The sequence below is a fragment of the Streptomyces bottropensis ATCC 25435 genome, assembly GCF_000383595.1.
Lineage (GTDB): Bacteria > Actinomycetota > Actinomycetes > Streptomycetales > Streptomycetaceae > Streptomyces > Streptomyces bottropensis.
On the sequence record NZ_KB911581.1, the window covers coordinates 2,718,043 to 2,730,651 of the forward strand.

Annotated in this window: 11 protein-coding genes and 1 pseudogene; 3 read left to right on the plus strand and 9 right to left on the minus strand. The window is 72.6% G+C overall.

Translation table 11 applies throughout. The features are described from left to right. Positions 1-14: 14 nt before the first annotated feature. Positions 15-614: a histidine phosphatase family protein gene (locus STRBO_RS0111910; RefSeq protein WP_005482179.1), complete on the minus strand. Its 600-nt coding sequence runs from the start codon at positions 612-614 to the stop codon at positions 15-17. 9 nt (positions 615-623) lie between these two features. Next, entirely contained in the window at positions 624-1,193 is a 570-nt protein-coding gene (locus STRBO_RS0111915; RefSeq protein ID WP_020114239.1) for an HAD domain-containing protein, read from the minus strand. Positions 1,194-1,318: 125 nt separating this feature from the next. On the opposite strand from STRBO_RS0111915, the gene STRBO_RS0111920 reads away from it, so the two are divergent. After that, entirely contained in the window at positions 1,319-1,972 is a 654-nt protein-coding gene (locus STRBO_RS0111920; RefSeq protein ID WP_005482183.1) for a class I SAM-dependent methyltransferase, read from the plus strand. An 18-nt stretch (positions 1,973-1,990) separates the two neighbouring features. On the opposite strand, the gene STRBO_RS0111925 is transcribed toward STRBO_RS0111920, so the two are convergent. Beyond that, positions 1,991-3,199 carry a pyridoxal phosphate-dependent aminotransferase gene (locus tag STRBO_RS0111925; protein ID WP_005482185.1) on the minus strand — a complete coding sequence of 403 codons (1,209 nt, stop codon included), beginning with the start codon at positions 3,197-3,199 and terminating at the stop codon, positions 1,991-1,993. A gap of 85 nt (positions 3,200-3,284) precedes the next feature. Here STRBO_RS0111925 and STRBO_RS0111930 point away from each other — a divergent pair, with 85 nt between their 5' ends. Beyond that, the gene (locus STRBO_RS0111930) at positions 3,285-3,917 is read left to right on the plus strand and encodes a winged helix-turn-helix transcriptional regulator (RefSeq protein ID WP_005482187.1); all 633 of its coding nucleotides are present in this window, start codon (positions 3,285-3,287) and stop codon (positions 3,915-3,917) included. Between the two features lie 202 nt (positions 3,918-4,119). Here the strand turns inward: STRBO_RS0111930 and STRBO_RS0111935 are convergent, their stop codons facing one another. From STRBO_RS0111935 to STRBO_RS0111945, 3 genes are all read right to left on the minus strand, one after another. Beyond that, the gene (locus tag STRBO_RS0111935) at positions 4,120-4,935 is read right to left on the minus strand and encodes a hypothetical protein (protein WP_020114240.1); all 816 of its coding nucleotides are present in this window, start codon (positions 4,933-4,935) and stop codon (positions 4,120-4,122) included. Next, positions 4,935-6,206, minus strand: coding sequence for a VWA domain-containing protein (locus STRBO_RS0111940; protein WP_028796606.1), 1,272 nt, complete (start codon positions 6,204-6,206; stop codon positions 4,935-4,937). The genes STRBO_RS0111935 and STRBO_RS0111940 overlap by 1 nt, the downstream gene beginning before the upstream one ends. 109 nt (positions 6,207-6,315) lie before the next feature. After that, positions 6,316-7,827, minus strand: a complete 1,512-nt coding sequence (locus STRBO_RS0111945) for an IucA/IucC family protein (RefSeq protein ID WP_005482193.1) — start codon at positions 7,825-7,827, stop codon at positions 6,316-6,318. A 176-nt stretch (positions 7,828-8,003) separates the two neighbouring features. Between STRBO_RS0111945 and STRBO_RS0111950 the strand changes: the two genes are divergently transcribed. Beyond that, positions 8,004-9,608: an IucA/IucC family protein gene (locus STRBO_RS0111950; RefSeq protein WP_005482195.1), complete on the plus strand. Its 1,605-nt coding sequence runs from the start codon at positions 8,004-8,006 to the stop codon at positions 9,606-9,608. A 38-nt stretch (positions 9,609-9,646) separates the two neighbouring features. On the opposite strand, the pseudogene STRBO_RS41540 reads toward STRBO_RS0111950, so the two are convergent. The 3 genes and pseudogenes from STRBO_RS41540 to STRBO_RS0111965 all read right to left on the minus strand — a co-directional run bounded on the left by STRBO_RS41540 (position 9,647) and on the right by STRBO_RS0111965 (position 12,286). Continuing rightward, positions 9,647-10,014: pseudogene (locus STRBO_RS41540) on the minus strand (DUF5994 family protein). A 213-nt stretch (positions 10,015-10,227) separates the two neighbouring features. Continuing rightward, positions 10,228-10,575, minus strand: a complete 348-nt coding sequence (locus STRBO_RS0111960; protein WP_005482197.1) for a hypothetical protein — start codon at positions 10,573-10,575, stop codon at positions 10,228-10,230. 469 nt (positions 10,576-11,044) lie between these two features. Continuing rightward, positions 11,045-12,286 (minus strand): PP2C family protein-serine/threonine phosphatase, encoded by a 1,242-nt coding sequence (locus STRBO_RS0111965; protein WP_020114241.1) that lies wholly within the window; start codon positions 12,284-12,286, stop codon positions 11,045-11,047. Between the last annotated feature and the right edge of the window lie 323 nt (positions 12,287-12,609).

Genomic DNA, 12,609 nt, shown 5'->3' on the forward strand with positions numbered 1-12,609 from the left:
ACCCCACGCGAAGACTACGAGGGGGGTCTGACATTCCAGCCCGCGACGACCGGGCGTCCGTGCTCCGTGCCGAGGCGGCAGACCGTGCCCGTGGCCAGCTGGAACAGCGCGCCCCCGGAGGCGGGCAGGCCGAGATAGCGGGCCGTGAGGACCCGCAGGACGTGCCCGTGCGCCACGAGCACCACGCTCCCCTCGCTGTTCGCCAGCGCCGCGTGCGCCTTCGCCAGCATCCGGTCGGCGCGCGCCCCGACCTCCTCCGGGCTCTCCCCGGGATGCTCCGGCGGACCGGGCGCGACCCCGTCCGTGAACAGGAACCACTCCGGCCGGGTGCGATGGATCTCGACGGTCGTGACGCCCTCGTACCCGCCGTAGTCCCACTCGACGAGATCCGCGTCGACGCGCGCGCCGGTGAGCCCGGCCAGCTCCGCGGTCTCCCGGGCCCGCTTCAGAGGACTCACGAAGACGGTGCCGACGCGGTGCGAGGCGAGCAGCGGGGCGAGACCGCTCGCCTGCTCGCGGCCGTGGTCGGTCAGTGAGAGGTCGGTCCAGCTGGTGTGCTGCCCGGACGCCGACCACTCGGTCTCGCCGTGCCGCACCAGAAGAAGATCACCCATGCCCCCAGGCTACGAGCCCGCCGCACCGGTGCCGTCCAGGCCGCCCCCCAGGGCGCGGGCCCACCGCTCCAGCTCCGTGAACTCCTCCTCGCGCAGCCCCCGGCGCGGATCGATCCGCAGCAGCAGGGCCGGTGTGCCGTGGTGCTCGGCCACGTGCCGTACGTCGAGGTCGGTGATCATGTCGTCGACCCAGACGAACGGCCGTCCCGCCGCCCACTCCAGGACCCGCCGGGTCTTCCAGTACAGCCCGTCGGCGTCCGTGGCGAAGAGGTTGCCGAACTCGATGACCGGCAGATCGCGCGGCAGCCCGATCACCGGCCCGATCATCTCGTTGGCCTCGTGCATCCAGGTCGTGGCCCACGCCAACTCGTAGGGCAGCGCGAGCAGTCGCTCCCCGTGCGCCGGGTTCAACCTAATCCGCAGGCCCCGGCGCAGCCGGCGGGACCCCGGTTTCTGCCGGGAGGACCAGTTCGCGGGATGCACCCGCCGGGTCACATAGCCACGGGGACGCCACAGCCGGGCGCCGAAGGGATTGAGGGGACCGTCGACGTCGAGGAGGAGCAGGGGTCGGCTCGTCATGGGAAGGGTCTACCCATGACGAGCCGACGCCTCGCGTGCGCGGCTCGACGGTCTCCGTGACGCGGGGCCGAAGCTCACCGACGTTCCTCCGGCGCACCGCTGAGCGGGCGACTACTGTCGCGGTCATGGTCGACCACGATGTCCTCGCTGCCACGCGCGACGCCTACGACGCCGTCGCCTCGACCTATGCGCGGCTGTTCGGCGACTCGCTGCGGGACAGTCCCCTGGACCGCGCGATCCTGGGTGCCTTCGCCGAGGTCGCGCGGGCGCGCGGGGGCGGTCGGGTCGCGGACCTGGGGTGCGGGCCCGGCCATGTCACCGCTCATCTCGCCGAGTCGGGGCTGGAGGCGTTCGGGGTGGACGCCTCGCCGGCGATGGTCGAGCTGGCCCGGCAGGCCCACCCCGGGCTGCGGTTCGAGGTGGGCTCGATGGCCGCGTTGGACATCCCGGACGGTGCGCTCGGCGGCGTACTGTCGCGTTGGTCCGTCATCCACACCCCGCCGCACGAGGTCCCCGTCCTCCTCGCGGAGTTCCACCGCGTGCTGGCGCCCGGTGGCCACCTGCTCATCGGCTTCTCGGCGAGCGAGGGGCCGTCCCACCCCACGCAGGTCTTCGATCACACCGTCGCGCCCGCCCACCGGTGGTGGCCCGATCACCTCGCCGCGTTGCTGCGCACGTCCGGACTGGCCGAGGTCGCCCGGATGGTGCGCGAGCCGCAGCCCACCGACCGCAGGCAGTTCCAGGAGGTCCAACTGCTGGCCCGCAAGGCTGAGGAGTGACGCGGGCGACAGGGGCCGCTACTGCCGGTACCCGCTCAGGAACCGGCCGATCCGGCTGATCGCCGCGTCCAGGTCGTCCGCGTGGGGGAGGGTGAGGATGCGGAAGTGGTCGGGGGTGGGCCAGTTGAAGCCGGTGCCCTGGACGACCTGGATCTTCTCGCGCAGGAGCAGGTCGAGCACGAACTTCTCGTCGTCGTGGATCTTGTGGACCTTGGGGTCGAGCCGGGGGAAGGCGTAGAGGGCGCCCTTGGGCTTCACGCAGGAGACGCCGGGGATCTCGTTGAGCTTCTCCCAGGCCACGTCGCGCTGTTCGTACAGGCGGCCGCCGGGCGTGGTGAGGTCGGTGATGGACTGGCGGCCGCCGAGGGCGGCCTGGATGGCGTACTGGGCGGGCGCGTTGGCGCACAGCCGCATGGAGGCCAGCATCGTCAGGCCCTCCAGGTAGTTGCGGGCGTGCTGCCTGGGGCCGGTGACGACCAGCCAGCCGGAGCGGAAGCCCGCGACGCGGTAGGTCTTCGACAGGCCGCAGAAGGTGAGGACGACCAGGTCGGGGGCGAGCGCGGCGGCCGAGTGGTGCACGGCGTCGTCGTAGAGGATCTGGTCGTAGATCTCGTCGGCGAAGACCATCAGGCCGTGGCGGCGGGCGAGGTCGAGGATGCCCTCGATGATCTCCTTCGGGTACACCGCGCCGGTGGGGTTGTTGGGGTTGATGATGACGACGGCCCGGGTGCGGTCGGTGATCTTCGACGCCATGTCGTCGAGGTCCGGGTACCAGTCGGCCTGCTCGTCGCAGAGGTAGTGGACCGCCTTGCCGCCGGCGAGGGTGGTGACCGCCGTCCACAGCGGGAAGTCGGGGGCGGGGATCAGGATCTCGTCGCCGTCCTCGATCAGTGCCTGTACGGCCATGGAGACCAGTTCGGAGACGCCGTTGCCGAGGAAGACGTCGTCCACGTCCACGTCGAGGCCGCGGTCCTGGTAGCGCTGGGCGACCGCGCGGCGGGCCGAGAGGATGCCGCGCGAGTCGGTGTACCCGTGGGCCCGGGGGAGCATCCGGATCATGTCCTGGAGGATCTCCTCCGGCGCCTCGAAACCGAAGAGGGCGGGGTTGCCCGTGTTGAGGCGCAGGACGCTGTGGCCCGCCTCCTCCAGTGCGTTGGCGTGCTCGATCACGGGGCCGCGGATCTCGTAACAGACCTCGCTGAGCTTGCTCGACTGCCGGAACTCCATGCGCCCTCGCCTTCCGGTTCGTGTGTTGCTTGGTTTTACCAAGTAGACGCTTGGAAAGTCCAACGACATGTCTAGACTGCGTTCCATGTCACCTCGCCGAAGCTACGACCAGTACTGCTCCGCCGCGCGGGCGCTCGACCTCGTCGGGGACCGCTGGACCCTGCTGATCGTGCGGGAATTGCTGGCCGGGCCGCGTCGCTACACGGACCTGCACGCGGACCTGCCGGGGGTCAGCACGGACGTCCTCGCGTCGCGGCTGAAGGACATGGAGCGGGACGGGCTGACCACGCGCCGCCGGCTGCCGCCGCCGGGTGCGGCCTACGTCTACGAACTCACCCCGCGCGGACGGGAGTTGCTGCCGGTGCTGCAGGCGCTCGGGGTGTGGGGGGAGGCCGCGCTCGGGGAGCGCCGGCCCACCGACGCCGTGCGGGCCCATTGGTTCGCGCTGCCGTTGCTGCGTGCGCTGGAGGGGGGCAGCGCGGGGCTGGTCGAAGTCCGGCTGGAGGAGGGGGAGTTCCACGTGCGGGTGGGCGCCGGGGAGGGGCCGGTGTACGGGGAGGGGGGCGCGCCGGGGGAGGCGGACGTGCGCCTGTCCCTCGACGCGGGCACCTGCGGTGTGCTCGGCCGGGGGGAGCTGGGGTTGCGTGAGGCTGTGCGGCGGGGCTTGGTCGAGGTGACGGGGGAGGGGGCGCTGGCGAAGGAGCTGCGGGACGCCTGAGGTTCATCGTCGACCGCGGCTCCGGTAGGGCTTCCCGCGCAGTTCCCCGCGCTCCTGAAACCCAGACCCGGCGGGCCTGAAAGCCGGCGCCCGGCGACCTGAGGGCACCGATGGGCCCCCACCGGACCCGCCGACGGGGGCGAGGGGTGGGGAAAGGCCCGCCGAACCGTGGCCTACGGTTCGGCGGGCCTGCCGGCACCGGTCAGGCGCCCGGCGGCGGTACCCGGGTCGGGCGGCCTGTGCCTCGGGTCAGGGTGTAGCCGCCGATACCCGCCAGCGCGGCCAGCGCGGCGCCCAGCGCCGTCCAGACCCAGCGGTCGCTCCACCAGCCCGAGGACCAGCCGTCGTCGGGTTCGAGGGAGGACAGGACGGCCCCCGTGGAGGAGTCGTCCTCGGCGTCCTCCTGCGCGGAGGTGACGGCGACACCGGGCACCAACGGCCGCGCCAGCGAACCGTCGACGGCCGCGGCCCCGCCCATGTCCTTCGACTCGACCCCGACCTCGGTGCCGACCGGCAGCCCCAGATCGGCCGTGGCCACCCGGACCGTGGTGAGGCGGACGTAGTACGTGCCCGGCAGCGGATCGTCGGCCCACGGCTCCGACCAGGCACGCACCGTGCGCAGGGTGCAGGACAGCTCGACGGAGGCCGCCCCCGCCCCGGCGGTCCGGGTCTGCGCACCGTACTGACAGGCCTGGCGGCGCCGCAGCCCGTCGAACACGTCGATCTGCCAGGTGGAGGCGGACCCGGCGCCCTCGGGCAGCTTCACGGTCGCCCGTACGGTGGGCCGTTGGCCGGCGTCGGCCGGGAACGACCAGTACAGGTAGTCGCCGGTCGAGGCGCTCGCCGTCGCGGTCTGCCCCTGCTCGAACTCCGTGGCCGTACGGAAGGAGGTGCCCGCCTGCGTGGGCGCGTCACCGTCCTTCGCGGGGCTCGCGGAGGGGGTGGTGTCGGCGACGGCCGGGGAGACGGCCAGGCCGAGCATCAGCAGGGCGGTGCCCAGCACACGTGTGATCCGCATCAGTTGGTCCTCCAGACCGCGAGCCGCCAGCGCGACAGCCAGCCCCACAGCACACCCGCCAGGAACCCGGCGAGCACCAGCACACCGAGCAGCCACCAGCCGCGGCCGAGGCCGAAGGAGGCCACGTCGCCCGCCCGGTCGGGGCCTTCGACGACGTCGACGGTGATTTCGAGCGGCAGACCGGGCGTGGTCTTCACACCGGCCGCCGGTGAGTAGGCGTGGGTCACCTGCAGACACACGGTCTCGGCGTCGTCCGTGGCGTCGTCCTCGTCCTCGGTCTCCGCCTTCGGGTAGCGCAGACCGGTCGAGATGACGTCCGTACGGCCGTTCCCGGCCGCCTCACCGCGCACGATCTCGCGGTTCTTGGTGGTCACCGCGCGCAGCAGCACCCCGTAGTCGGGGTTGACGTCACGGTCGGCCGCGACGCTCACCGAGGCGCGCAGCTCCTGGCCGGGTTTCACGTCCACCCGGTACCAGCGCTGCCGGCCGAACTCCTCACGGTCGGTGTACAGCCCCGACGTGAGCGTCGGCGCCTTCGCGCACGCCTCGGCGCCCTCGACGGCCTTCGGCACGACCACCGGGTCGGCGGCGCGGTCGACCAACTGATTGACGCGTTCGGTGAGTTCGTCACCGTGCTCGATCGAGGTGTACGTGCCGCCGGTCGCCTCCGCGATACAGCTCAGCTGGAGCCGCATCTTGGCGTTCGGGACCAGGCCGAGCGTGTCGATGGTCAGGCCGATGCCCTTCGCCGCGATCTCCCGGGCCACCTCGCACGGGTCGAGCGGGGCGCAGGTGTCCTCGCCGTCGCTGATCAGCACGATGCGCTTGGTGCCCTCGCCGCCCTCCAGGTCGTCGGCCGCCTTCAGCAGCGCCGGGCCGATCGGGGTCCAGCCGGTCGGGGCGAGCGTCGCCACCGCCGTCTTCGCCTCGGTACGGTCCAGCGGCCCCACCGGATAGAGCTGCGCGGTGTCCTTGCAGCCCGTCTTCCGGTCATCGCCCGGGTAGTCGGCGCCCAGGGTGCGGATGCCGAGCTGGACCTCCTCGGGCGTGGCGTCCAGTACCTCGTTGAACGCCTGCTTGGCCGCGGACATGCGGGACTGGCCGTCGATGTCCTTGGCCCGCATCGAACCGCTGACGTCCAGCAGGAGGTTGACCTTGGGCGCGGTGGCCGAGATCTCGTCGGCGACTGCCGTGGAAGGGACCGCGATCCCGGCCGTCAGGACGGCGAGCAGGACGAACACCCCTGTCGCCAGCCTTTGTCTTGTGATCATCGGCGGATCCTATTGATCCGGAGGGTCACCCTTCAAAACGAGACCGCCTGTCGACGATCCGTTCACCGGACGGACGGCGCGCGAGCACGGTCCCTTTCGGCCCCGCCGCTCACCTCAGCGGACTCGGCATCTCCGCCCAGATGTCGCCGGGCCGCTCCGGCGAAAGACGCATCAGCGTCAACGCCTTCGTCGGTACGGGCCCCTCCAGCAACGTGGCCAGATCGGGCGTGCGCGGCAGATCCCGTACGGCGGCGGACAGCGCCTCGCGCAGCACCGGCGTCGAACCGGCCGTCGCGCCCAGCGTGCCCGTGATCAGGGCGCCGAACAGCTTGCGGCGCAGGGTGGCCTCGTCGTCCGTGATGATGCGGCCGGTCATGGCCGGGGCGGGGATGCCGTGCCGGGCGAGGCGGGCGGGGCTGACCCTGATGTCCGCGAGGTCCCGGTAGACGAGACGGCGGGGGGCACCCGAGGGGGACAGGACCACCAGGAGGTTCTGGCCGTGCGCCTCCAGGGCCACGCCCAGGTCGAGGAGCCGGAGGCAGACCGTGAGGGCGAGACGGGCGAAGTCCGCCAGCCAGGACGGCGACCCGGGCAGCCCGGTCGCCGCGAGCGCGGCCACCGGCAGGACCCGCTCGCCGGTCGTCGTGTCCGCGTACGTCTCCGGCGACTCCCGCAGCACCGCGGCGAGATCGGGCGAACCGGCGGTGACCGCGCCGAGGGTGCGCGTGACGTGCAGCAGTCCCTCGGTGCGGGCGGCGACCTCCGCCATGAAGTCCGACACGATCGCGGACGTCTCGATCGAGTAGACCGAGATGTCCCGGACGGACGAGGTCAGCCGGGCGCTCAGCGCGGTCTTGACGTGCGGGCCGCCGTCCGCGAGGGCGAGGGTGCGCAGGGACATCAGCGGATGCGCCTCGATCACCTCACCCGGCATCCCCGGCGGACACTTGAGCACATGGGCCGCCTGCCACGGATGCACCGGAACCAGCACCCGCCCACCGTCCCGGAACTCGGCCGGCCAATGCCCGACGACCAGCGCGTCCTCCACCGGGGCCAGCCCCAGCCGTACGACCTGCCGGTGCTCGGGCCCGTAGGCGAGCTGGTCGCCGGCCGAGAACCCGGGCCGGGAACGGCAGTTGGGATGGAAGGGGTGGCCGTCGACGATCCGCTGTTCCCACTCCCAACTGGTCACCGGGTCGGCGACGGACTCCGTCCGATCGGCGCGGGACAGCGCCAACGAGGCCACGCTGTGGCCGAGTTCGACCGCGAAGGCCGCGCTGTGCGGCACCGCCAGGGCGGTCATGAGCCGCGCGGGACGGTCGTAGCGCCGCTCGTCGAGCCACACCTCCGCGGTGTGCGCGGCCGTGCCGTACGGGTCCACGGCCGGGCCGTGCAGCCGGCGGCCGTCGGCCAGGTGGAGCGTGACCCCGTCGCCCCCGGCCGCGACCCGGCGTACCACCCACGGCAGCGGCTCATGCACGAGGCCGCGCCACAGCCGGGACAGCACCGCCGCCCGGGCGCCGGGCAGGGCGGCGGTGTACGGCAGCGTCAGATCGGGGCGTACGGCGCCCAGTTCGGCGCCCAGCGCCGCCTCGGCGTCGCACAACGGGTGACGGTCCACGGACGGGCTCCTCGGTGAGGGACGGGCACGGAACCCGCATCGGCATCGACATAGGCGTACGACCACTGCCCGCCCGCCCGCCTCCGCCGCGACGCCCGACGGCAGCGCGACGCGGCCCCGCATGGCCGCTTCGCGACGGGCAGACATACTGATCACGAGTGCACCGTAAGGAACGAATGGACCCCGTGGACACCGACCCGCCTCGTGACACCACCGGCCTGCCCGCCGCCACCCCCGATCCGGCCCGCGACGCCACGGCTCTCGCCGCCGACGCCTACGCCGCCGCCCCGCTGCTCAACTGTCTGCTGAGGGAGGCGGCGGACCCCGTCGAGGCGACGGGTGAGGGCGTGGTGCACCGGCTGCGGGCCGGGGGGCGGCTTCTGCGGGTACGCGGCACCCGGCGTCCCGCGCACCCCGAGGTGCGGGCGGCGGGGGCGTGGCAGGCGCTCGGCCACGCCGCACTCGTCGAACTCGCCGCCGAGGAACTCCGCGCTCTCACCGGAGTGCCCAACCCCGACCTGCCCGCCGAGATGCTCGACAGCCGCGAGGCCGTGGCCGCCCTCCTCGCCGCGCGCGCCCGCACGCCGGCGCCCGAGGACCCCTACCGGCGCTCCGAGCAGTCCCTGATCACCGGCCACCCGTTCCATCCCGCGCCCAAGGCCCGCGGCGGCGGCCCGGTCGCGGGCTGGCTGTCGTACGCGCCCGAGGTGTACGCCGCGTTCCCGCTGGTCCTTCTCGGGGTCCGTGCGGACGCGGTGGTCGAGGAGGGGGACACGGGCGGGCTCGACGCGCTCGGCGCGGCCCCGCCCGGCTACCGGCTCCTGCCCGCCCATCCCTGGCAACTCGACCTCGTGGGAGCGGAGTTGGCCGACGCGTTCGCCGACGGCCGCCTCGTACGCCTCGGCCGGACCGACGCCGAGGTGTGGCCGACGGCGGCGATCCGCACGGTGTACGTGCCCGAGGTCCCGCCCGGGTCCGGGCCGGCCGCCCCCGACCTCTTCCTCAAGTTCAGCCTGGACGTGCGGATCACCAACGACATCCGCCGCCTGTGGCGCCACGACCTGCTCAGGCTGCGCCGGACGGACCGGGCGGTCGTCGGCGCCTTCGCCCAGGCGCCCGGTGCGTGGCTCGGCGACCGCGGGTACCGCACCGCCGACTTCGCCTTCGAGGAGCTGGCGGTCCTGGTCCGGGACGGCCTCGGCGGCCATGTGCCCCCCGGCACGACCCCCCTCCTCGCCGCCGCCCTCACCGAGGACGGCGACGCCTTCCCGGACAACCCGCTGGCCCGCGCCGCCGACCCCGGCGCCTGGTGGGAGGCGTACCTGCGCGCGGTCGTCCCCCCGGCTCTGGCCGCCTTCCACGGCCACGGTGTCGTCCTGGAGGCCCACCTGCAGAACACCCTCGTCGTCTGCGACCCCTCGGGAACGCCCGTGCGGGCCCTCTACCGCGACGCCGAGGGCGTGAAGCTCCTCCCGGAGGTGACGCGTGAGGCGGGCTGGGAGCGGCTGGTCTACTGCCTGTTCGTCAACAACATCCTGGAGATCGCCGCGGCCCTGGCCGAACACCACCCCGGGTGCGACCCCTGGCCCGCCCTACGGAAGGAGCTGGCGTGCCACGGCGAGGTGCCGGAGGTCGCCGGTCTCCTCGACTCGCCCACGCTGCCGGGCAAGACGAACCTGCTGCTGAGGTGGACGGGGGCCGACGGCGCAGACGCGCGCTACCTGCCACTGCCCAACCCGTTCGGGCGGACGTCCGGCCGACGCGGGCGACCGTCCGTCTGAACGCCCGGACGCCCGCCTGATCTGCGGTGGCCGGTGTGTCACGGGAAGTGACCGCCGTGGTCCAGTGGCCCGTCGGTCGCGGTGACGCCGTACCGGGCCTCGTCCGCGGCGATGAGCGCGCTCGCGGTCAGTGTCGGGCCGTCGTGGTCGGACGCGGCCGCCAGGAGCCTGGCCGTAGCCTTGGCCCCTGTCTCGGGCGGCATGACCAGCAGGTCCCAGCGACCGGCGTCGTGGGACAGCAGCAGCTTGTGCGGGTCGATGTCCGCGGTGAACCAGGTGATGCGGGCCCGCAGGGGTCCAACATGCTGGTCAGCGCGGGCAGTTCGACCAAGAGATCTCGGGAGCGGGGCCACCAGGCCCCGTCCAGGAGCCCGCGGGACGCACCGTCCGCACCGTCGGTCCTCAACGCGAGACGCGCGGCCGGGGCAGCGGCGGCCGCGTGGTGCGGCAGAGGGGGAGCAAGGTCGCCGACATGACGCGGACCCGTCTCCGGACCGCTGCTGTGGCGGCCCGGGTCTCATCTCTCGCCGACAACGACCCGGCGTGGATGCCGGTGTGCGAAATGCCCTCGGCAGTGGCCACACCACTCCGTACTCTGCCGGGAGTGCCCTGCGGCCGCCTAGAGGTTGAGCAGCCGCTGGGTGATCTCCCGGTACTGCCTCAGCGCCTGCCGAAGCTCCTCGGACTGCGTCTCGGAGTCCTGGTCCTGCCACCCGGCACGCAGGACACGCCGCCGCTCTGCGAGGGCGCTCACGAGCTGGGCGGTCGCCTCGTCATAGGCGCTCTCGGCCTCCTCCAGCGCATCGCGCGGAGTGTCGGCGAAGGTGTTGAGAACGCGTCGCAGGCGCAGGAGAATCCTGTCCCTCTCGGCCGACGGGAGCAGTGGCTCCGGGCCCGGGGTACGGCGTTCGGCGGGGCCGGAGTTCCGGTCCGCGGGCTGCTGGGCGCGAGTCTGGTCGTACATCATCCGGTGCTGTTTCCGTCCCGCCCTGAGGCGTCCTCGGTCTTCTCGACGGCCTGTTTCAGGCTTTCGGAGCCCTGGCCGATCCTGTCCCGGCGCCGCGGTCGCCTGCTGCGGGTGGCCCGGTCGAAATCTTCGGTGATCCGCTAGTCGGTGTCCGCGCTCTGTTCCTGGTCGGCCGGGCAGCGATGATGGCGGGTTCTGTCGGTGTCCGGTAGGCGGTTCCCGCCGGGTCTGGGCGGGGCGGGAAGGCGGAGTGCTTCGCGGTGTGTTCCGGAGTGCGATGGTCCCACGCCGTGCCGCCAGTCAATATCCGGCGACGGCCCGTGTCAACGCGGCCCATGCGGCAGCCCACCGATGTCCCCGGGACGGAGGGGTCCGCGCCGGGCTCGACCGCGGCGCGGCCGCCCCGGTTCCGCGCGAACCGAAGGTCGGCGGCAGGCTTCAGCGAGGGAGCCGGTGCGTCGTGGTGGGCTCAGTCGAGGGTGGCGAGGTGATCGGCGTCGCCGCCTCGCCATTCGACGAGGAGGATGGTCGCGTCGTCGGTCGTGGTGCCACCGCGTTCGTGTTTCAGGGCGTGGGAGAGCGCTCGCACCACCGCCCGTACCTCTGTTCGGTCGCGGAGGATCCGGTTGGTCCATTCGACGAGCTGCTTCTCACCGAACTGATCCCCGCCGACCTGGTGCTCCTCGATCAAGCCGTCGGTGAAGCACAGCAGCCGGTCACCGGGTCGCAGCATCCGCTCGCTGACCACCGGTTCCTCGCCGCCGAAGCCGACCGGCAGTGTGGTCGGACTCTCCAGCCGGTCCACCACGGCGCGGTCCCGGATCAGGAACGGGGCCGGATGACCGGCGTTGACCCACTGCAGCCGGCCTGTGGCGATGTTCAGAATCATCATCTGCGCGGTGACGAAGTGGTCGGGGCCGAACTGTTCGTCGATGGCCCTGTCCATGAACGCGTACACCTGGGACAGATCCGTATGAGCCCGCCGCGTGTGGCGATAGGCGCCGACGGCCACCGTCGCCATGGTCGCCGCGTCGAGCCCGTGGCCCATCGCGTCGAGCATGGCCACGTGCAGGATGTCACCGTTGAGGGCGTAGTCGAAGCTGTCGCCGGCCACGTCGTAGGCGGGCTCCAGGATCCCGGCCACCTCGACCTGGGGAACGGTCATCGACAGTGGGGGCAGCAACGACCACTGGATCTCCGCGGCCACGCTCATCGGGGCGCTGCGGCGGGCCTGGAAGAACTGGTCGGTGTAGGCGTCCTTGGTGACGATCATGTCCGCGACCAGACCGGCGAGCCTGCGGAGCAGCCGCCTGTCGTCGTCATCGACGTGGTCCAGGGTGACGGCCATCACCCCGATCTGGTCGCTTCCGTCCAACAGCGGCAGGTACATCCGCACACTGCCGTCCTTCGGCACCTCCACCGTTCTGCGGCCCAGGAACGCCTCGCCGGCGGGAGAGTTCTCGACCGGCTCGGGGCCGCCGACCTTCAGCCTCCGGCCGGGCAGGGGCACCAGCAGCACCTGTTCGTAGTCCTGAAGGAGGATGGAGACCTCCCGCCCCCCGACCCTGGCCACCTCTTCCGCGACGAGTGGGGCGATCAGATCCGGCGGCATCTCGTGGGCCCGGTCCAGCAGCACCCCGAGCAGCCGTTCGCCGAACCCCTCCGACCGGTCCACCCCGAGTCTGTCCGGCCTGCGCCCACGGTCCGTCATCGCTGTCTGCTTCCCTTCGTCCCCTGGCAGGAAGACCTCATCGGGGTTGCTTCGCCCACGCGGTGTTCGCCTGGCGGCCCGGTGCCGGCCGGAACGGCGTCGGCGCCTTTCGACTCCTTGCCCGCGTATCCGGACGTCGTGCCCGGCACCACGCACACCCCGCCCCGCTCGGATTCACCAGCGGGCAACAGCGGTCAGCGTGGGGCGACGTCGTCGACCGACACAGGCTCGCATCGCCGACCGTCCAACGAGCCGATTACGCCATGAGCAGCATGTCGCCCCCAAATGCCGTTCACCACAAAAGGCTTGGGGCGGCGAGGACG

Bases quoted from the DNA above. Each gene is read 5' to 3' on its own strand.
- STRBO_RS0111910 (WP_005482179.1), bottom strand. From the start codon at position 614: ATGGGTGATCTTCTTCTGGTGCGGCACGGCGAGACCGAGTGGTCGGCG.
- STRBO_RS0111915 (WP_020114239.1), bottom strand. From the start codon at position 1,193: ATGACGAGCCGACCCCTGCTCCTCCTCGACGTCGACGGTCCCCTCAAT.
- STRBO_RS0111920 (WP_005482183.1), top strand. From the start codon at position 1,319: ATGGTCGACCACGATGTCCTCGCTGCCACGCGCGACGCCTACGACGCC.
- STRBO_RS0111925 (WP_005482185.1), bottom strand. From the start codon at position 3,199: ATGGAGTTCCGGCAGTCGAGCAAGCTCAGCGAGGTCTGTTACGAGATC.
- STRBO_RS0111930 (WP_005482187.1), top strand. From the start codon at position 3,285: ATGTCACCTCGCCGAAGCTACGACCAGTACTGCTCCGCCGCGCGGGCG.
- STRBO_RS0111935 (WP_020114240.1), bottom strand. From the start codon at position 4,935: ATGCGGATCACACGTGTGCTGGGCACCGCCCTGCTGATGCTCGGCCTG.
- STRBO_RS0111940 (WP_028796606.1), bottom strand. From the start codon at position 6,206: ATGATCACAAGACAAAGGCTGGCGACAGGGGTGTTCGTCCTGCTCGCC.
- STRBO_RS0111950 (WP_005482195.1), top strand. From the start codon at position 8,004: ATGGACCCCGTGGACACCGACCCGCCTCGTGACACCACCGGCCTGCCC.
- STRBO_RS0111960 (WP_005482197.1), bottom strand. From the start codon at position 10,575: ATGATGTACGACCAGACTCGCGCCCAGCAGCCCGCGGACCGGAACTCC.
- STRBO_RS0111965 (WP_020114241.1), bottom strand. From the start codon at position 12,286: ATGACGGACCGTGGGCGCAGGCCGGACAGACTCGGGGTGGACCGGTCG.